This is a genomic window from Arthrobacter sp. YAF17 (assembly GCF_052113365.1).
Lineage (GTDB): Bacteria > Actinomycetota > Actinomycetes > Actinomycetales > Micrococcaceae > Arthrobacter.
Genome location: NZ_JBFRDB010000028.1, coordinates 1 through 20,064, shown reverse-complemented (window position 1 = coordinate 20,064; position 20,064 = coordinate 1). Strand labels below are relative to the sequence as shown.

The following is a 20,064-nucleotide window of genomic DNA, read 5'->3' as shown; positions in this document are numbered from 1 at the left end:
TGGAGGAAACAATGACGACGTCTGAAGCACAAGAACAGATGGCGGCCGGACGGCAGCCGCATCCGGTCAGCGCCGGCCCGATCGTGCAGTTGCCCACCGCCTTCGGCGACTTCGTGGCGCAGGCCTGGACAGATCTTGCCACCGGCGCCGAGCACCTGGCGGTCAGCTCCCCGCTGCCGCCGGTGGGCGGGACGGCCCCGCTGGTCCGCCTGCACTCGGAGTGCCTCACCGGAGATGTTTTCGGTTCCTACCGCTGCGACTGCGGTGAGCAGCTGGCCTACGCCCTCGAGCTGATCAACGAGTTCGGCGGGACGCTGCTCTACCTGCGGGGCCAGGAGGGCCGCGGGATCGGCCTCGCGAACAAGATGAAGGCCTACGCCCTGCAGGAAGCCGGTTTCGACACGGTAGAGGCCAACGAACAGCTGGGCCTTCCCGTGGATGCGCGCTGCTACAAGGCCGCGGCGCAAATCCTCGCGGACATGGGGCTTTCCGAGATCCGCCTGCTGAGCAACAACCCGGACAAGCAGGACCGGCTGGCCCAGGCCGGCGTCCGCGTCGTGGAAATGGTGCCCACCGAGGTGCCGTCCCGCGAGCAGAACCTCCGGTACCTGCAGACCAAAAAAGACCGGATGGACCACCGGCTGGTCCTGGACATGGAACCGGCCACCCCGGTCGCCGGTCCGCGCGGATTCGACCACGAACAAGACTGAAATTTCAGCCGGCCCGGACGGGCGCGCTGACATTGCCAACACGACCTAACAGCACACGACTGAGCAGAACAAGGATTCCCAGATGAGCGGACACGGCGCACCACAGATTGACCTCAGCACCTTCCAGCCGGAGGAAACCTCCCGGCTGAAACTGGCCATCGTGGCCGCCAGCTGGCACACCCAGATCATGGACGGGCTCCTGGACGGCGCCCTGCGCGCAGCCAAGGACGCCGGCATCAGCGAACCGACGGTGCTCCGCGTCCCCGGAACGTTTGAGCTCCCCGTGGCCGCCGCCCGGCTGGCGCCGCACTTCGACGCCGTCGTGGCGCTCGGCGTCGTGATCCGCGGCGGAACCCCGCACTTCGAGTATGTCTGCGAGGCGGCCACACTGGGCCTGACCGAGGTCTCGGTCCGCACCGGCATCCCCGTCGGCTTTGGTGTGCTGACGTGTGACACGGAACAGCAGGGCATCGACCGCGCCGGACTGCCGGGTTCCACCGAGGACAAGGGCCACGAGGCCGTCACCGCCGCCCTCGCCACCGCAGTGACCCTCAAACAGTACAGCTAAGCGCAGGGTACGGCCGGGCACTGAAGCGGCCCGGCCGTGCCCTTCGCTGTGTCATCACTCACATCCCCGCCGTCATGCAAGCCCCCGGCAGGCGCCCTCCGCCCGCGAGCAAGTAGGCTGGAGGGTGTGAAGAATTTCGAATCGCTGTTCGCAGAACTGAGTGAGAAGGCAGCCGTCCGCCCGGAGGGCTCCCGCACCGTCGCCGAACTGGATTCCGGAGTCCACGGCATCGGCAAGAAAGTCGTGGAGGAAGCAGCCGAGGTCTGGATGGCTGCCGAGTACGAATCCGATGAAGCCGCCGCTGAAGAAATCTCGCAGCTGCTCTATCACCTGCAGGTTCTGATGCTCGCCAAAGGACTCAGCCTGGAAGACGTCTACAAGCATCTCTAGCCACGTCCGCGCCGGAACCCCGCAGGCCCTGCCCCGCGGATCCGGTGCATAGCGTGGCCCGTTGTGCCTGAACCGACCACTTCCTAACCAGAAAGACCTCCCCAATGCTGAGAGTTGCCGTCCCGAACAAGGGATCCCTGTCCGAAGCCGCCTCCGCCATGCTCGCCGAGGCCGGCTACCGCCAGCGCCGCGATACCCGCGAGCTGGTCATGGTGGACCCGGACAACGACATTGAATTCTTCTTCCTCCGCCCCCGCGACATCGCCGTCTACGTCGGCCAGGGCACGCTCGACGTCGGCATCACCGGCCGCGACCTGCTCCTCGACGCCGAGGTTGAAGCCGAAGAGCTGCTCCCGCTGGGCTTCGCGGCCTCCACCTTCCGCTTCGCCGGACCGGTGGGCGACTTCACCACGGTCGAGGAGCTCGAGGGCAAGCGCCTGGCCACCAGCTACGACGGACTGCTGCGCGGCTACCTCGCCGATCGCGGCGTCAAAGCCAAGGTGGTCCGCCTCGACGGCGCCGTGGAATCCTCCGTGCGCCTCGGCGTCGCGGACGCGATCGCCGACGTCGTCGAAACCGGCAACACGCTCAAGGCGGCCGGCATGGAGATCTTCGGCCAGCCCATCCTGAACTCCGAGGCCGTCCTGATCGGCCGCAAGGGCGAGCAGAACCCGGCCGCCGAGGTCCTGATCCGCCGCCTGCAGGGCGTCCTCGTGGCGCGGCAGTACGTCATGATGGACTACGACATCCGCAAGGAGCTTGTGGAAGCAGCCGCGGCCCTCACCCCCGGCCTGGAATCGCCCACGGTCTCCCCGCTGCGCGACTCGGACTGGGTTGCCGTCCGGTCCATGGTGCCCAAGCGGCAGACCAACCGGATCATGGACGAGCTGTACGACCTCGGCGCCCGCGCCATTCTGGTCAGCACCATCCACGCCTGCCGCATCTGACCCGGCCCGCGTACACCTTCCGCAGCAAATACCAGGAGAAGTCATGGCTGTAGCCGTCCGCGTTATCCCGTGCCTGGACGTTGATGCCGGCCGCGTGGTCAAGGGCATCAATTTCGAAGGTCTCCGCGACGCCGGAGATCCCGTCGAGCTGGCGCACCGCTATGACAACGGCGGCGCCGACGAGCTGACCTTCCTCGACGTCACGGCCTCCTCGGGCAACCGGGAAACCACGTTCGACGTCGTCCGGCGCACCGCCGAGGAAGTCTTCATCCCGCTCACCGTCGGCGGCGGCGTCCGCGGCGTGGCCGAGGTGGACCGGCTCCTGCGCTGCGGCGCGGATAAGGCGGCAATCAACACCGCCGCCGTCGCCCGGCCCGACGTGATCGACGAGATCACCCGGCACTTCGGCTCCCAGGTCCTGGTGCTGTCCCTCGATGCGCGCCGCACGCGTCCGGGGTCGCAGCCCACCCCCTCCGGCTTCGAGGTCACCACCCACGGCGGCCGCCAGGGCACCGGGATCGACGCCATCGCCTGGGCCCGTGAGGCGGCCGACCGCGGCGTGGGCGAAATCCTGCTCAACTCGATCGACGCCGACGGCACCAAGGACGGCTTCGACCTGGAACTGATCCGGCTCGCGCGGGCCGGCGTCAAGGTTCCGCTCATCGCTTCCGGCGGGGCCGGCAAGCCGGAGCACTTCCCGCCTGCCGTGGCTGCAGGGGCCGACGCGGTGCTTGCGGCGTCGGTGTTCCACTTCGGCCCGCTGGACATGATCGCCCAGGTCAAGGCCGCGATCCGCGAAGCAGGCTTCGAGGTCCGCTGATCGGTAGTCTGGCACCATGCCCATTCAGAAACGCGGCGCGACGCGCTCTCCTGTAGTCGCTGCTGGCGTCGTCCTTCTGGGCCTGCTCGTCCTGTGGGTGGCGCAGCCGGTCCTGCCGGGTTGGGGATGTGCGGTCAGTATTTCGGCGATGTGCGCTCCGCATTTGCTGCCGGTTCGTGCATCGCTGATCAGTGCGGGCATCCTCTTCGCACTGCTCGCGGCTGTCATCGTCGGGGTGTTGATTCGGCCCCGGGCAATCGGCTTGCTGGGCGGGATGTCCCGACGTGTCGTCTTCGCCGTGCCGGTCATCCTGGTTCTGACAGTTGCCGCGCACTACGTGATACCGCAGCCGTGATTCGAGGAGCTTAGAGTCCGACTTCGGCGGACTGCAGGAGGGCGACGGCGTCCGGCTGGCCTTCGAAGGTCACCAGCGCGTGGCGGGTGCGGCCGTGTGCGTGCATCAGGAGTTCGCCCGGCTCGCCGACGATCGCGACGGACACGGGAGCGCGCTTGGCGACGTGCCGGGGACCGGAGGGGCGCACCAGCACGATCCCGAGGTCCACGCCGCGGTAGAGGATGGCTGCCCGTTTGACCAGTTCATCCCAGAGGGCGTCGGAGTATTCCTCGTCGAGGGCACGGGGCGCCCAGCGGTCCACAGCCCGGCGGACGTCCTCGGTGTGGACGAAGTATTCGATCAGGTTGGCGCTCTCGTCCAGGGCCTTGATCTTCATGGGGGAGAACGCGGACGGTCCGGCGCGGAAGGAATTGACCAGCTTGTTGTAGTCTTCCGGCGTCTTGAGCTTGGCTGCCAGGCCGGCCGTGGCCTGGTCCGACGCCTTGGACAGGCGCTTGATCAGCAGGCCAAGTCCGACGGCGGCTTTCCGCTCGCGCAGGTACAGGTGGGCGGCAAGGTCCCTGGTAAGCCAGCCCTTACAGAGCGTGGGGGAGTCAGGACCGGCCGCCAGTAAGGTTTCGGCCAGAACTTCTCGGGACGGATCGACGAAATGCATCACTTGTGAAACTAGCACGAGACGACGGCGCGTGTGCACCTGAACCGCCGTCGTACGGCGCCGGGACGGCGATTCATGCCGTGGCGACGCCGATGTTAAGCAGGGCGCCGGGGATCTGGGCGACGCCCCTCCGCAAGGCACTAGACTTGAGAGGATGTCTGAGCAGCCCGCCCCCGCCCGTATTGACGGAACCCGAAGTGAAGTGCCCGCAAGCCCGCTCCCCGTGGGCCTGGCTGAAGCCCTGAAGCGGGACAGCGCCGGCCTGGTCGCCGCGATCGTGCAGCAGTACGACACGAACGAGGTGCTCATGCTGGGCTGGATGGACGACGAGGCCCTGCACCGCACCATGACCAGCGGGCGGGTGACGTTCTATTCCCGCTCCCGCCAGGAGTACTGGCGCAAGGGGGACACCTCCGGCCACGTGCAGTGGGTCAAGTCCCTCGCGATGGACTGCGACGGCGACGCGCTGCTGGTCCGCGTGGACCAGGTCGGCGCGGCCTGCCACACCGGAACCCGCACCTGCTTCGACGGCCGGGACCTCGACGTCGTCGTCAGCTGAACTCCCGGCTGAACCGGCACGCACAGTATTTGAGGCTTCGGGACCGAAGCCTCCGGAACCACTGAAAGAACAGGCGGAAACCACAGCCATGCAGGACCTTGGAATCATCAGCCCGGGCCTGGAGGAGTTCCGTGAACTCGCAGGCCACAGCCGTGTCATCCCTGTCCGGCTGAAGGTGCTCGCTGACGCCGAAACCCCGATCGGGCTGTACCGCAAACTCGCCCAGGGACAGCCCGGCACGTTCCTGATGGAATCCGCGGCCGTCGGCGGCTCCTGGTCCCGGTACTCCTTCATCGGCGCACGGTCCCGGGCCACGCTGACCACCAAGGACGGCCAGGCGCACTGGCTCGGCGAACCGCCGGTCGGCGTGCCGTTGGGCGGCAGCCCGGTGGACGCGATCCGCGACACCGTCGAGGCCCTCCGCACCGACCGCTTCGACGATCTGCCGCCCTTCACCTCCGGCCTGGTCGGATTCCTCGGCTGGGAGACCGTCCGGCACTGGGAGAAGCTGACCAGTCCGCCCGAGGACGACCTGGACCTGCCCGAAATGGCGCTGAACCTCGTCACGGACATGGCAGTGCACGACAACATGGACGGCACCGTGCTGCTGATCGCCAACGCGATCAACTTCGACAACAGCTCCGACCGGGTCGACGAGGCCTGGCACGACGCCGTCGCGCGCGTCAAAGCACTCCTGGCCCAGATCAGCACGCCCGTGAAGCAGCCGGTCTCCGTGCTGGACCCGGCGGCCCTGGACTTCGCCTCCAGCGTGCAGGAACGCTGGGACGAGACGGACTATCTCGCCGCCCTGGACCGCAGCAAGGAAGCGATCGTCGACGGCGAAGTCTTCCAGGTGGTCATCTCGCGCCGCTTCGAGATGGAATGCGGCGCGGACCCGCTGGACGTCTACCGGGTGCTCCGGAACACCAACCCCAGCCCGTACATGTACATCTTCAGCCTCGAAGACGCCGCCGGCCGGCAGTACTCGATCGTCGGTTCCTCCCCGGAGGCGCTCGTAACCGTGACGGGCGAGGAGGTCATCACCCATCCCATAGCCGGGTCCCGGCCGCGCGGCAAAACCGTCGAGGCGGACAAGGCCCTGGCCGAGGAACTACTCGCCGACGAGAAGGAACGCGCCGAACACCTGATGCTGGTGGATCTCTCCCGCAACGACCTGTCCAAGGTCTGCGTGGCCGGCTCCGTCGACGTCACCCAGTTCATGGAAGTCGAGCGCTTCAGCCACATCATGCACCTCGTCTCCACAGTCGTCGGCAAACTGGCGCCCGCCGCCAAGGCCTACGACGTGCTGAAGGCGACCTTCCCCGCCGGAACGTTGTCCGGCGCGCCCAAGCCCCGCGCCCTGCGCCTGCTCGACGAACTGGAACCGCACCGCCGCGGCATCTACGGCGGTGTGGTGGGCTACCTCGATTTCGCCGGGGACATGGACATGGCCATCGCCATCCGCTCGGCCCTGCTGCGGGAAGGCCGCGCCTACGTCCAGGCCGGCGGCGGCATCGTGGCCGACTCCGTGAACGCCACCGAGGCACTGGAAACCGTCAACAAGGCCGCGGCCCCGATGCGGGCCGTCCACACGGCCCAGTCATTGCGCAACATTACGGCCGAGTCCATTTCCGACGCCGGGACGCAGTCATGAGCGGCGCCACGGTCAAGAGCACCAGCCCCGTAGTTCCCCGCTGGGCCCGGAAATCCACCCTCGTCCTGGCCATCGTCGCCCTGGCGCTGGCCGTCTTCGGCACCACGACGCAGACCTGGTTGGTTGTCCACCTGGACCCCGCCCAGCTCGGCCAGGCCGTCAACAGCCAGGACGGCCTGCAGGTGCAGGGCAGCAAAGCCGCCACCACGGTGACGGCCCTGGCGCTGGTGGCCCTGGCCGGCGGGCTGGCCGCGTCGATTGCCGGCCGGATCGCCCGCTGGGTCATCACGGCGCTTATCCTGCTGGCCGCGGCCGGCATCGTCAGCGCCGCCGCTGTGGTCATCGCGGACCCGCTGGCTGCGGCCCAGGGCTCGATCGCCGCCGCCACCGGAATCACGGGCAGCGACGTAAAAGTAGACGTCACCGTCTTCCCGACCCTCGCCGTCGTGGCCGGGACCCTGCTGGGGCTCAGCGCGCTGCTGATCATCCCGGCGGGCCGCTACTGGAAGTCGCGCACGAAATATGACACGGCGGCGGCAGGCAGTGCAGCAGGTACCCAGGCCGGCGGTTCCGCGGCGGCCGCCGGGCCGGCGGACGAGATCGACAGCTGGGACCGGTTGTCCCGCGGTGACGATCCCACCTGAGCCGATCCCACCTGAGCCGACGCCGCGGCCGGTAACCCGGCAAATAAGGCCGGCAATAAATGGCAGAATGTAAGCAGTATTCACCCTGAGGAGATTTCAATGAGCAACGCACCTGTTTCCGCCCCCAAGCCCGCTGCCGGAACCGGCTACTCCTACGACGACATCGATCACAGCGAACCGACCGGCCACGGCAACAGCCCGGCAGCCTGGACCACCGTTTTCGTAATGCTCGCCGGCGCGCTCGTCATGTCCATCGCCTTCGTCATCGCCAACACCCCGATCTTCATCGCGGGCGGCGTTGTGATGCTGGTCGGCCTCATCATCGGCTTCGTCATGCGCAAGGCCGGCTACGGTGTGGGCGGCAGCAAGCTGAAGAACTCCGGCCACTAGGCGTGACTGTTCTCGATGACATCAACGCCGGTGTCAGGGAGGATATGGAGGCACGTCAGCGCCTCGTCACGCTCGCGGAACTGAAGGAGCGGGCCGCCGCGGCCGCGCCGGCCCGCGACGCCTGGACAGCCCTGGGCGGCCCTTCGGACACGCGCGGGCAACTGAAGGTCATCGCCGAAATCAAGCGCCGCAGCCCCTCCAAGGGCGATCTCGCGAGCATCGCGGACCCGGCCTCCCTCGCCGTGCAGTATGCCGACGGCGGCGCGGCTGCGATCAGCGTCCTGACCGAACAGCGCCGCTTCAACGGCTCCCTCGCCGATCTCGACACCGTCCGGGCAGCCGTGGACATCCCACTGCTGCGCAAGGACTTCATGATCGACGAGTACCAGATCTGGGAAGCCCGGGCACACGGGGCCGACCTGATCCTGCTGATCGTGGCGTCCCTGTCCGACGCGCAACTGCGCGAGTACAGCGCCCTCAGCCGCGAACTCGGCATGAATGTGCTCGTGGAGACACACACCGCCGAGGAAATCGAGCGGGCCGTTGCCGCGGAAGCGCGGATCATCGGCGTCAACGTACGCAACCTCAAGACGCTCGACGTCGACCGTTCCCTCTTCGCCGAACTCGCCGGAGGCATCCCCGCCGGCGCGCTCGTCATCGCGGAGTCGGGCGTGCGCGGCGTCGACGACGTCCGGCACTACGCCGCGAACGGCGCCAACGCGGTCCTCGTCGGCGAGGCACTGGTCAGCGACGCGACCCCGCGGGAGCGGATCGCGGAGTTCATGTCCGCCGGAGCCGAAGAAATCGCCGCACGTTCCTGACCCGCGGTCCGGCCGGGCAGCGCCCGGGCCGGACGCCGGCAGAGCATCCGTGTGGCACCAAAGAACTAGTTAGCAGTGGAACAGGATGGTGAGACTGATGGTCGATGCGCCAGCAGCCGGCTCAGACGAAAGCGCCGTGGACGCGTTCCTGCAGGGTGGGGAATCCCTGCGGCACGCCCCCGGGCCCTACTTCGGCTCCTACGGCGGCCGATGGATGCCCGAGTCACTCATCGCTGCCCTGGATGAGCTCGAGGACACCTTCGAGAAGGCCAAGGCCGATCCGGACTTCACCGCCCAGATCGCGGAACTGAACAAGAACTACTCCGGCCGGCCGTCGCTGCTGACCGAGGCCAAGCGCTTCGCCGAGCACGCCGGGGGAGTGCGGATCTTCCTCAAGCGCGAGGACCTCAACCACACGGGTTCACACAAGATCAACAACGTGCTGGGCCAGGCCCTCCTGGCCAAGCGCATGGGCAAGACCCGGGTCATCGCCGAAACCGGCGCCGGCCAGCACGGCGTCGCCAGCGCCACCGCCGCCGCCCTCATGGGCCTGGAATGCGTCGTTTACATGGGCGCCGAGGACTGCCGCCGGCAGGCCCTCAACGTGGCCCGCATGGAGCTCCTCGGAGCCACCGTCATCCCGGTGACCAACGGATCCCAGACCCTCAAGGACGCCATCAACGAGGCGCTCCGCGACTGGGTGGCCAACGTGGACAACACCCACTACCTGCTGGGCACCGCCGCCGGGGCACACCCGTTCCCCGCCATGGTCCGCTACTTCCACGAGGTCATCGGCGAGGAATCCCGCGCCCAGATCCTGGAGCAGACCGGCCGCCTGCCCGACGCCGTTTGCGCCTGCATCGGCGGCGGCTCCAACGCGATCGGCATCTTCCACGGCTTCCTGGACGATCCCTCGGTCAAGATCTACGGCTTCGAGGCCGGCGGCGACGGCGTCGAGACCGGCCGCCACGCCGCCACCATCACGCTCGGCAAGCCCGGTGTGCTGCACGGCGCCCGCTCCTACCTCATGCAGGACGACGATGGCCAGACCATCGAATCGCACTCCATCTCGGCGGGCCTGGACTACCCCGGCGTCGGCCCGGAGCACTCCTACCTCGCGGACATCGGACGCGTCAGCTACGAGCCCATCACGGACAGCGAGGCCATGGACGCGTTCCGGCTGCTGTGCCGCACCGAGGGCATCATCCCGGCCATCGAATCCGCCCACGCCCTGGCCGGCGCCATCAAGGTCGGCCAGCGGCTGGCCGCGGAGGGTGCCGGCGTGGCAGCAGACAAGATCGTGATCGTGAACCTCTCCGGCCGCGGCGACAAGGACGTGGCCACGGCCGCGGAATGGTTTGACCTGCTGGACAAGGATTCACCCGAGCACGAAATCGCCAAAGAGGGGGAACAGCTGTGAACCACGTCGAACCGAGCACCGGCCAGGACACACAGGGCGCCAGCAAATCGGCAGCGGCCATCGACCGGGCCAAGGCCCAGGGCCGCGCGGCCCTGATCGGCTACCTGCCCGCGGGCTACCCCACCGTCGAGGACACTATCGCGGCCGGCATCGCCCTCGCGGAGAACGGCGCGGACCTGATCGAGATCGGCATCCCGTATTCCGATCCCGTCATGGACGGCCACGTCATCCAGGCCGCCACCACCGAGGCCCTCGCCAAGGGCTTCCACGTCAAGCAGGTCTTCGACGTCGTCCGCGGCATCACCAGCAAGACCGACGCCGCCGTGCTGGTCATGACCTACTGGAACCCCGTGGTCCGGATGGGCGTGGACGAATTTTCGCGCCGGCTGGCCGAGGCCGGGGGAGCCGGGCTCATCACCCCCGACCTCATTCCCGACGAAGCCTCCGAATGGATGGCGGCCTCGGACAAGTACGGCCTGGATCGGGTGTTCCTCGTGGCGCCGTCGTCCTCGCCGGAGCGCATGAAACGCACCGTTGAGGCGAGCCGCGGCTTTGTCTACGCCGTCTCGATCATGGGTGTCACCGGTGCCCGCTCCTCGGTCAGCACCGCGGCCAAGGATGTTGTTGCCGCCGCGCACGCCGCCGGCGCCGAGCGGGTCTGTGTCGGCCTCGGCGTGTCCAACGCCGACCAGGTCCGTGAGATCGCCGCGTACGCGGACGGCGTGATTGTCGGCACCGCCCTCGTTGTGGCCATCGGCGACGGCGGCGTGGATGCGGTAGCGTCCTTGACGAAAGACCTCAGCACCGGCCTTACCAAGGAAGAAGCCTAAGCACATGCAGTCAGTCCTCCACGCGGCAGCGATGATTCCCGCGAGCATTCCGAGCCCGGACTGGTCCGGATTCGACATCCCGCTGCCGTGGGGGTCACTGCGCATCCACGCCTACGCCCTGTGCATCCTGCTCGGCATCATCGCCGGCCTGTGGCTCACGTCGGTCCGCTGGGCCAAGCGCGGGGCCCCGGAGGGAAGCGTCTGGGACATCGCCATCTGGGCCATCCCCTTCGGCATCATCGGCGGCCGGCTCTACCACGTGGTGTCCTCCCCGGACGCGTACTTCGGCCCCGGCTTCGACGGCACCGGCGACCTGTCGCTGATCCCGCAGATCCAGCGCGGCGGACTGGGCATCTGGGGCGCCGTGCTGCTGGGCGCCGTGGGCGCCTGGATCGGCTGCCGCAGGGCGGGCGTCAAGCTCAGCGCGTTCCTCGACGCCGCAGCGCCCGGCCTGCTGCTGGCCCAGGCGATCGGCCGCTGGGGCAACTACTTCAACCAGGAACTCTTTGGCGGCCCCACCACCCTGCCCTGGGGGCTGCAGATCGACGCCGACAACCCGAACTTCCCGCCCGGCATGGCCGCGGACACACTCTTCCACCCGACGTTCCTCTACGAATCCCTCTGGAACCTCGCCGGCGTCGGCATCCTGCTGCTGCTGGACCGCAAGTTCCGGTTCCGCCGCGGCCGCCTGTTTTGCCTCTACGCGGTCTACTACACGCTGGGCCGGGTCTGGATCGAAGCGATGCGGATCGACGACGCCGAGCAGATCAACCTCTTCGGCATCACCACCCGGCTGAACGTGTGGACGTCCATCTTTGTCCTGCTGGGCGCGCTGGCCGCATTCATCATCCTCGGCCTGCGCAAGCGCACGGAACCCGACACCGTCTACCTGCCGGGCCGCGAACCGTCCGAGGTTGACCCGGCCGCCGACACTGATGCCGATGCCGACGCCGATGCAGCCGCCGCCGCGCATGCTGAGGAAGAACCGGACGCCGACGACGACGGAAAGCCGGCGGCCGCCGTCGACGGGAACGCATCAACGGATACAGATGACGAGGCCGAAGGTGCCCGCGCTGAGGCCGGGAACGATGCGGCAGTCAAGCAGCCGGCCACCGTTCCGGCCGCTGCTACTGTCCACAGCGGCGCTGTCCAGCATTCGGATTCTGCTGTCTCAGATAGTGAATCGCGTGATAATCTCCCTGATAACCAAAGCGGTCCCGGCCGCGCTTCCGCCCCAGCTGAAGCGTCAAAGGAATCCTCTGGCGGCACCAAGCCCGCCACAGGAGCACCGGTGGCCGGAACATCCGGCCACCAGGGCGCCGGAACCGTGCCGGAAGCTGAGGGCACCAAGTAGCTCAGCCCCGGCAAACCGGGCCGCGGAGTCACCCCTCGCAGCGCCCGTTTCCACAGCGTCGTGGCAGCAGGGAAGGCGGCGGACAGCAGACAGTTGTTGTTCACGCAAACCCGGGCCGGCGGCCGCGTAACTGTTAGTGCAGAAAGCGGCCCTGACCTACAATTCGTATAAGAAGAACACTTTGTTGTGCCCGTCACACCGGCGCACCGATGCGGGCCAATGTTGTCCCTCCCATACGCACGATCAGGAGGAAGGACGTCTCCCATGACCCAAACCCTGCACAGCCCCAGTTGGTCCGAGCCCCAGCAGCCCGCCATGTCACCTTTCAAGCGTTTCGCGGCGCTTCCCGAAGCGGCCGGACTCTACAACCCGGAGCAGGAGAAGGACGCCTGCGGCCTCGCCATCATCGCCACGCTGCGGGGGGAGCCGGGGTACGACATCGTTGACGCCGCCCTGACAGCCCTGCGCAACCTGGAGCACCGCGGTGCCGTGGGCGCCGACGAAGGGACCGGCGACGGGGCCGGACTGCTCATGCAGATCCCGGACGAATTCTTCCGAGCCGTCACCGACTTCGAACTCCCGGCCGCCGGCCAGTTCGTGGCGGGCACGGCGTTCCTCCCGTCCGAGCAGCGCGAATCCGACGCCGCCAAGGCCGGCATCGAAGGCCTCGCCGCCGACGAGGGCCTGACCGTCCTTGGCTGGCGTGAAGTCCCGATCGTGGCCGACCTGGTCGGGGCGATGGCCCGGGCCTGCATGCCTTACTTCTCCCAGCCGTTCTTTGCCTCCAGCACCGGGGAAGTGCTGGAGCGCAACGAACTCGACTCCCGCGCCTGGCGCATCCGGAAGCGCGCGCAGAACAAGTTCGGCGTGTACTTCCCGTCGCTGTCCTCCCGGACCATCGTCTACAAGGGCATGCTGACCACGGCCCAGCTGGAGCCGTTCTACCCGGACCTCTCGGACAAGCGGTTCAAGACCAAGCTTGCGATCGTCCACTCGCGCTTCTCTACGAACACCTTCCCGTCCTGGCCGCTGGCCCAGCCGTTCCGGACCATCGCCCACAACGGCGAAATCAACACGGTCAAGGGAAACCGCAACTGGATGCGTGCCCGCCAGTCCCAGCTCGCCAACCCGCTGCTGGGGGACTCGCCGGAAGAGCTGTACCCGATCTGCACGCCCGGCGCCTCCGACTCGGCCTCCTTCGATGAGGTCGCGGAACTGCTCTGGCTCTCCGGCCGGCCGATCACGCACTCCATCATGATGATGATCCCCGAGGCCTGGGAAAACCACGCCACGATGGATCCCGCCCGCCGTGCCTTCTACGAGTACCACTCGCTGCTCATGGAACCGTGGGACGGCCCCGCCGCCGTTTCCTTCACCGACGGCAGCCTGGTCGGCGCAACTCTGGACCGCAACGGCCTGCGCCCCGGCCGGTACTGGATCACCGAGGACGGCCTGGTGGTCTTCGCCTCCGAAGTCGGCGTGATCGACGTCGAACCTTCCAAGGTGGTCAAGAAGGGCCGTGTCTCACCCGGCAAGATGTTCCTCGTGGACACCGACGCCGGGCGGATCATCGACGACGCCGAGGTCAAAGCCGAGGTCGCCGCAGCGAACCCCTGGGCCGAGTGGCTCAAGCACAACCTGATCGACCTCAAGGACCTGCCCGAACGTGAGCACGTGGTCCACACCGCCGCGTCGGTCAACATCCGCCAGCGCACCTTCGGCTACACCACCGAGGAACTGAAGATCCTGCTCGGCCCGATGGCCCGCACCGGCGCAGAGCCGCTCGGCGCCATGGGTTCGGACACCCCGGTGGCCGTGCTCTCCAAGCGCCCCCGGCTGCTCTTCGACTACTTCGTGCAGTCCTTCGCGCAGGTCACCAACCCGCCGCTGGACGCGATCCGCGAAGAACTCGTCACGTCGCTGACCTGCGCGATCGGACCCAACGGCAACCTGCTGGACACCAAGCAGGTCCGCCAGCCGCAGGTTTCGCTGCCGTTCCCCGTGATCAACAACGACCAGCTCGCCAAGATCGCGAACATTGAGAACGCCGACGGCGACAAGGTCGCCATGAAGGTCCGCGGCCTCTACCGCCCCGAGGGCGGCGAGAACGCCCTCCGTGCCCGGCTCACCGAAATCTGCGAGCAGGTCTCCGGCGCCATCAACCGCGGCGTGCAATACGTCGTCCTCTCGGACCGCGACTCGAACGCCCAGTGGGCGCCGATCCCGTCCCTGCTCCTCGTCAGCGCCGTGCACCACCACCTGCTGCGCAGCGCCAACCGCACCAAGACCGCCCTGGTGGTCGAGGCCGGCGACGTCCGCGAAACGCACCACGTGGCCGTCCTGATCGGCTACGGCGCCTCCGCTGTGAACCCGTACCTGGCCATGGAATCCGTGGAACAGCTCATCTCCACCGGCGACGTCCTTGGGGTCACCCCGCAGGACGGCGTCTACAACCTGATCAAGGGCCTCGGCAAGGGCGTCCTGAAGATCATGTCCAAGATGGGCATCTCCACCGTTGCCTCCTACACGGGAGCCCAGACGTTCGAAGCCCTGGGCCTCGGCCAGGACCTCGTGGACGAGTACTTCTCCGGCACGCATTCCCAGCTCGGCGGCGTCGGCCTCGACGTCATCGCGGCCGAGGTCGCGGCGCGCCACCGGATGGCGTACCCCGAGAACGGCATCGAGCAGCCCCACCAGGCCCTGATGGGCGGCGGCGAGTACCAATGGCGCCGCGACGGCGAGCCGCACCTGTTCAACCCGGAGACCGTGTTCCGGCTGCAGCACGCCACGCGTGAGCGCCGGTACGACATCTTCAAGTCCTACACCCGCGGCGTGGACGACCAGTCCGAGAATCTCATGACCCTGCGCGGGCTCCTGAAGTTCAAGGCCGGGCTGCGCCCAGCGGTCCCGCTCGAGGAAGTCGAGTCCGTCTCCAGCATTGTCAAGCGGTTCTCCACCGGCGCGATGAGCTACGGCTCCATCTCCCAGGAGGCCCACGAAACCCTGGCGATCGCCATGAACCGGCTGGGCGGCAAGTCCAACACCGGTGAGGGTGGCGAGGACGTGGACCGACTGCTCGATCCCGAGCGCCGTTCCGCTGTCAAGCAGATCGCGTCCGGCCGCTTCGGCGTGACCAGCCTGTACCTGACCAACGCCGACGACATCCAGATCAAGATGGCGCAGGGCGCGAAGCCCGGCGAGGGCGGCCAGCTGATGGCGCAGAAGGTCTACCCCTGGGTGGCCCGGACGCGGCACTCGACGCCCGGCGTCGGGCTCATCTCCCCGCCGCCGCACCACGACATCTACTCGATCGAGGACCTCGCGCAGCTGATCTATGACGCGAAGCGCGCGAACCCCTCGGCCCGCGTGCACGTCAAGCTGGTCTCCGAGGTCGGGATCGGCACGGTGGCTGCCGGCGTCACGAAGGCCAAGGCCGACGTCGTCCTCGTTTCCGGGCACGACGGCGGCACCGGCGCCTCGCCGCTGAACTCGCTCAAGCATGCGGGTGTGCCGTGGGAACTCGGMCTCGCCGAGACACAGCAGACCCTTATGCTCAACGGCCTGCGCGACCGTGTTGTGGTGCAGGTGGACGGCCAGCTCAAGACCGGCCGCGACGTCGTGATCGCCGCGCTGCTCGGTGGCGAGGAGTTCGGTTTCGCCACCGCCCCGCTGGTGGTCTCCGGCTGCATCATGATGCGCGTCTGCCATCTCGACACCTGCCCGGTGGGCGTCGCGACGCAGAACCCGGAGCTGCGCTCCCGCTTCACCGGCAAGCCCGAATTCGTGGTCAACTTCTTCGAATTCCTCGCCGAGGAAGTCCGCGAGATCCTGGCCGAGCTGGGCTTCCGGAGCATCGAGGAAGCGATCGGCCACGCGGAAATGCTCGACACCCGCGAGGCGATCAACCACTGGAAGGCCGAAGGGCTGGACCTGGACCCGATCCTGCACGGGCTCGAGTTCGACGACGACGCCCCGCTGCGCAACCTTACCGGCCAGAACCACGAGCTGGACAAGCACTTCGACCAGCGCCTGATGGTGATGGCCGCGGAAGCGCTGAGCGACCGCACACCGGTAAAGATCTCCGTGAACGTCATCAACACGGACCGTTCCGTCGGCACGATGCTCGGCCACGTGGTCACCAAAACGTTCAGCACCGACGTGCTGGCGACGGACACCATCGACATCACGCTGACCGGCACCGCCGGCCAGTCGCTCGGCGCCTTCCTGCCGGCCGGCATCACGCTGCGGATGTTCGGGGACTCCAACGACTACGTCGGCAAGGGCCTCTCCGGCGGCCGTATCATCGTCCGGCCGGACCGCACGAACGTCTTCCCGGCGGAACGGAACGTGATCGCCGGCAACGTGATCGGCTACGGCGCCACCAGCGGCGAGATGTTCCTGCGCGGCCAGGTCGGCGAACGCTTCCTGGTCCGCAACTCCGGCGCCACCGCGGTGGTCGAAGGAATCGGCGACCACGGCTGCGAGTACATGACCGGCGGCCAGACGCTCATCATCGGGCGCACCGGCCGCAACTTCGGTGCCGGCATGTCCGGCGGCACGGCCTACGTCTTGGACCTGCAGACCGAACGCGTCAACAAGCAGGCCCTGGAGGCCGGTGAGCTGCAGCTGCGCGAACTCGACGCCGAGGACCGTGACATTGTCCATGGACTGCTGGTCAAGCACTCCGAGGAGACCGAGTCGCTGCTCGCGGCCCGGTTGCTCGAGAACTTCGACGACACCGCAGCCCGTATCACCAAGGTGTTGCCGCGCGACTACGCGGCCGTCCTGCAAACCCGTCTTGACGCCATCGAAGAGGGCCTTGACCCCGACGGCGAAGAAGTTTGGTCTCGAATCCTGGAGGTGACCGGTGGCTGATCCACGCGGATTTCTGAAAGTACGTCAGCGCGAAACCCAGCCCCGCCGTCCCGTTCCGGTCCGCATCATGGACTGGAAGGAAGTCTATGAGGCCCAGGAAAAGGGAGTCCTCAAGGCCCAGGCCGGCCGCTGCATGGACTGCGGCGTGCCGTTCTGCCACCAGGGCTGCCCGCTGGGCAACCTCATTCCCGAGTGGAATGACCTGGTCTGGCGGGACAAGGGCGAGGAAGCCATGGAGCGGCTGCACGCCACCAACAACTTCCCCGAGTTCACCGGGCGGCTCTGCCCGGCGCCCTGCGAGGCGTCCTGCGTGCTGGGCATCAACCAGCCCGCCGTGACCATCAAGCAGGTCGAGGTCTCGATCGTGGACCAGGCGTTCGAGAACGGCTGGGTCAACCCGCTGCCGCCGGCCCGCCTCAGCGGCAAGACGGTCGCCGTCGTCGGCTCCGGCCCCGCCGGGCTCGCCGTCGCGCAGCAGCTCACCCGCGTGGGCCACACCGTCGCCGTCTACGAACGCGACGACAAGATCGGCGGCCTCCTGCGGTACGGGATCCCCGATTTCAAGATGGAAAAAGAGCAAGTGGACCGCCGGCTGGAGCAGATGAAGGCCGAAGGCACCCGCTTCCGGACCGGCGTGGCCGTCGGCACCGACGTGACGTGGGAGCAGCTGCGCCGCCGGTATGACGCCGTCGTGGTCGCCACCGGCGCCACCGTCCCGCGTGACCTGCCCATTCCGGGCCGCGAGCTCGAGGGCGTGCACTACGCGATGGACTACCTCGTCCCGGCCAACCGGGTGGTGGCGGGGGAGACGGTGGAAAACCAGATCAACGCCGCCGGCAAGCACGTTGTCATCCTCGGCGGCGGCGACACCGGCGCGGACTGCCTCGGCACCGCGCACCGGCACCACGCCGCGTCGGTCACCACCCTGGCGATCGGCAAGCAGCCGCCGGCGGAACGCGCCAGCCACCAGCCGTGGCCGACGTTCCCCACCCTGTTCGAAGTTGCCAGCGCCCACGAGGAAGGCGGCGAACGCACCTACCTCGCCTCCACCGTGGAGTTCGTCGGGGAGAACGGCAAGCTCACCGGCGTGAAGGTGGCCGAGACGGAATTCGTCGACGGCAAGCGCCTCCCGAAGGCCGGCACCGAGCGGATCATCCCCGCGGACCTGGTCTTCCTGTCCCTGGGCTTCACCGGCCCGGAACCGGCCGGGATCACCGAGCAGGTCAACGCCGAATTCGACGGCCGCGGCAACGTGGCCCGCGACGGCTACTACATGACCAACACGGAAGGCATCTTCGTCGCCGGGGACGCCGGCCGCGGACAGTCGCTGATCGTCTGGGCCATCGCCGAGGGACGCGCCTGCGCCGCCGCGGTGGACAAGTTCCTGATGGGCAGCACCATCCTTCCGGCTCCCGTGGCGCCGACCGACCGGGCCATGGCCGTCCTGTAGGCCTCCTCCCAACGGCCTCCGGCCGTTCATCCTGAAACAACTTCATCCATGCAATCGACTACTAGGGTAGGTAAATGAGACGCGCTAAGATCGTGGCCACGTTCGGACCGGCAATCGCAAGCTTCGAGAACACTCTCGCGGTGCTGGAAGCCGGCGTCGACGTGGCCCGCATGAACATGAGCCACGGCGAGTACGCCGTGCACGACACCACGTACGAGAACGTCCGCAAGGCAGCAGGACAGCTCGGAAAGCCCGTCGCCATCATGGCCGACCTGCAGGGGCCGAAGATCCGCCTCGGCCGGTTCGTGGACGGACCGCACCTGCTGGCCGTCGGTGACACGTTCACCATCACCACCGAAGACGTCCCTGGCACCAAGGACATCTGCTCCACGACGCTCAAGAGCCTCACCGAAGACGTCAACCCCGGCGACGCGCTGCTGATCGACGACGGCAAGGTCGCCCTCCGCGCGATCGACGTCGACGACGTCAAGGTCGTCGCGCAGGTGATCGTCGGCGGGTACGTCTCGAACAACAAGGGCATCAACCTGCCCGGCGTTGCGGTCAATGTGCCCGCGCTGAGCGAAAAGGACGAGGATGATCTGCGCTGGGCCATGCGCCGCGGCGTGGACATGGTTGCCCTCTCCTTCGTCCGGGATGCCTCGGACATCAAGCGCGTGCACGAGATCATGGACGAGGAAGGCCGCCGTGTCCCGGTGATCGCCAAGATCGAAAAGCCGCAGGCCGTTGAGCAGCTGCCGGAGATCATCGACGCCTTCGACGCCATCATGGTGGCCCGTGGCGACCTCGGCGTGGAGCTTCCCCTCGAGGAAGTGCCGATCGTCCAGAAGCGCGCCATTGAACTGGCCCGCCGCTGGGCCAAGCCGGTCATCGTGGCAACCCAGGTGCTCGAGTCGATGATCGACAACCCGCGCCCGACCCGCGCCGAGGCCTCCGACTGCGCCAACGCCGTCCTCGACGGCGCCGACGCAGTGATGCTCTCGGGCGAGACCAGCGTGGGCAAGTTCCCGATTGAGACCGTCAAGACCATGGCCCGGATCATCGAATCCACCGAGGTCCACGGCCTGGAGCGCGTCCCCCCGCTGGGCACCAAGCCCAAGACCCGCGGCGGCGCCATCACCCGTGCCGCCGTCGAAATCGCCGACCAGCTGGATGCGAAGTACATCTGTACCTTCACCCAGTCCGGTGATTCAGCACGGCGCCTCTCGCGGCTGCGTCCGATCCGGCCTGTCTTTGCGTTCACGCCTGTGGAGCAGGTCTGGAACCAGCTGGCGCTGACCTGGGGCATCATGCCGGTGCTGGTTCCGATGGTGAACCACACCGACGCGATGACCGCGCAGGTCGACCGCAGCCTGCTGAGCCTCGACGTCGTGGAAGACGGCGACATGGTGGTCATCGCCGCCGGTTCGCCTCCCGGAAAGGCGGGTTCCACGAACATGCTGAAGGTCCACAAGGTCGGTGACCTCGCGGATGCCGGCAGCACCGGCGAAGCCGAGGTCGCCAAGGACAAGCTCGGCCCCTGGCCGGAAAAGAAGAAGAAGAGCGCTAAGGCTTAGCGGCTCAATTTCAGACAAAAGGGAGGGTCCCCGCCACGTTTGCACGTG

The 20,064-nt window shown here is 67.7% G+C and carries 18 protein-coding genes; 17 read left to right on the top strand and 1 reads right to left on the bottom strand.

Annotated elements, in window-relative coordinates:
• Positions 1-11 precede the first annotated feature (11 nt).
• From ribA to AB4Y67_RS17445, 6 genes are all read left to right on the top strand, one after another.
• A complete protein-coding gene (ribA, locus tag AB4Y67_RS17470; RefSeq protein WP_441407020.1) occupies positions 12-710 on the top strand; it encodes a GTP cyclohydrolase II in 699 nt (232 codons plus the stop codon).
• Between the two features lie 82 nt (positions 711-792).
• Entirely contained in the window at positions 793-1,278 is a 486-nt protein-coding gene (gene ribH / locus AB4Y67_RS17465) for a 6,7-dimethyl-8-ribityllumazine synthase (protein ID WP_441407019.1), read from the top strand.
• 126 nt (positions 1,279-1,404) lie between these two features.
• Positions 1,405-1,668 carry a phosphoribosyl-ATP diphosphatase gene (locus AB4Y67_RS17460; RefSeq protein ID WP_024367461.1) on the top strand — a complete coding sequence of 88 codons (264 nt, stop codon included), beginning with the start codon at positions 1,405-1,407 and terminating at the stop codon, positions 1,666-1,668.
• Between the two features lie 104 nt (positions 1,669-1,772).
• Positions 1,773-2,615 carry an ATP phosphoribosyltransferase gene (gene hisG / locus AB4Y67_RS17455; RefSeq protein WP_441407018.1) on the top strand — a complete coding sequence of 281 codons (843 nt, stop codon included), beginning with the start codon at positions 1,773-1,775 and terminating at the stop codon, positions 2,613-2,615.
• Between the two features lie 43 nt (positions 2,616-2,658).
• Complete coding sequence (hisF, locus tag AB4Y67_RS17450; RefSeq protein WP_441407017.1) at positions 2,659-3,435, top strand: imidazole glycerol phosphate synthase subunit HisF; 777 nt, start codon at positions 2,659-2,661, stop codon at positions 3,433-3,435.
• Between the two features lie 16 nt (positions 3,436-3,451).
• Entirely contained in the window at positions 3,452-3,790 is a 339-nt protein-coding gene (locus AB4Y67_RS17445; RefSeq protein ID WP_441407016.1) for a hypothetical protein, read from the top strand.
• A 10-nt stretch (positions 3,791-3,800) separates the two neighbouring features.
• Here the strand turns inward: AB4Y67_RS17445 and AB4Y67_RS17440 are convergent, their stop codons facing one another.
• Positions 3,801-4,445: a TIGR03085 family metal-binding protein gene (locus AB4Y67_RS17440; RefSeq protein ID WP_441407015.1), complete on the bottom strand. Its 645-nt coding sequence runs from the start codon at positions 4,443-4,445 to the stop codon at positions 3,801-3,803.
• A gap of 154 nt (positions 4,446-4,599) precedes the next feature.
• Here AB4Y67_RS17440 and hisI point away from each other — a divergent pair, with 154 nt between their 5' ends.
• From hisI to pyk, 11 genes are all read left to right on the top strand, one after another.
• Entirely contained in the window at positions 4,600-5,004 is a 405-nt protein-coding gene (gene hisI, locus AB4Y67_RS17435; protein WP_441407014.1) for a phosphoribosyl-AMP cyclohydrolase, read from the top strand.
• A gap of 88 nt (positions 5,005-5,092) precedes the next feature.
• Positions 5,093-6,658: an anthranilate synthase component I gene (locus AB4Y67_RS17430; protein WP_441407013.1), complete on the top strand. Its 1,566-nt coding sequence runs from the start codon at positions 5,093-5,095 to the stop codon at positions 6,656-6,658.
• On the top strand, positions 6,655-7,302 hold the full coding sequence (locus tag AB4Y67_RS17425; protein ID WP_441407012.1) for a Trp biosynthesis-associated membrane protein: 648 nt from the start codon (positions 6,655-6,657) through the stop codon (positions 7,300-7,302). Before AB4Y67_RS17430 ends, AB4Y67_RS17425 begins: the two co-directional genes overlap by 4 nt.
• 99 nt (positions 7,303-7,401) lie before the next feature.
• On the top strand, positions 7,402-7,692 hold the full coding sequence (locus AB4Y67_RS17420; protein WP_441407011.1) for an HGxxPAAW family protein: 291 nt from the start codon (positions 7,402-7,404) through the stop codon (positions 7,690-7,692).
• Between the two features lie 2 nt (positions 7,693-7,694).
• A complete protein-coding gene (trpC, locus tag AB4Y67_RS17415; RefSeq protein WP_441407010.1) occupies positions 7,695-8,513 on the top strand; it encodes an indole-3-glycerol phosphate synthase TrpC in 819 nt (272 codons plus the stop codon).
• Between the two features lie 97 nt (positions 8,514-8,610).
• A complete protein-coding gene (gene trpB / locus AB4Y67_RS17410; RefSeq protein WP_441407009.1) occupies positions 8,611-9,933 on the top strand; it encodes a tryptophan synthase subunit beta in 1,323 nt (440 codons plus the stop codon).
• Positions 9,930-10,763: a tryptophan synthase subunit alpha gene (gene trpA, locus AB4Y67_RS17405; protein ID WP_441407008.1), complete on the top strand. Its 834-nt coding sequence runs from the start codon at positions 9,930-9,932 to the stop codon at positions 10,761-10,763. The genes trpB and trpA overlap by 4 nt, the downstream gene beginning before the upstream one ends.
• A 4-nt stretch (positions 10,764-10,767) precedes the next feature.
• On the top strand, positions 10,768-12,117 hold the full coding sequence (gene lgt / locus AB4Y67_RS17400; RefSeq protein WP_441407007.1) for a prolipoprotein diacylglyceryl transferase: 1,350 nt from the start codon (positions 10,768-10,770) through the stop codon (positions 12,115-12,117).
• 264 nt (positions 12,118-12,381) lie between these two features.
• A complete protein-coding gene (gene gltB, locus AB4Y67_RS17395) occupies positions 12,382-16,992 on the top strand; it encodes a glutamate synthase large subunit (RefSeq protein ID WP_441407006.1) in 4,611 nt (1,536 codons plus the stop codon).
• A complete protein-coding gene (locus AB4Y67_RS17390; protein WP_441407005.1) occupies positions 16,985-18,442 on the top strand; it encodes a glutamate synthase subunit beta in 1,458 nt (485 codons plus the stop codon). Before gltB ends, AB4Y67_RS17390 begins: the two co-directional genes overlap by 8 nt.
• Positions 18,443-18,516: 74 nt before the next feature.
• Positions 18,517-20,016, top strand: a complete 1,500-nt coding sequence (gene pyk / locus AB4Y67_RS17385; protein ID WP_441407004.1) for a pyruvate kinase — start codon at positions 18,517-18,519, stop codon at positions 20,014-20,016.
• The last annotated feature ends 48 nt before the right edge of the window (positions 20,017-20,064 follow it).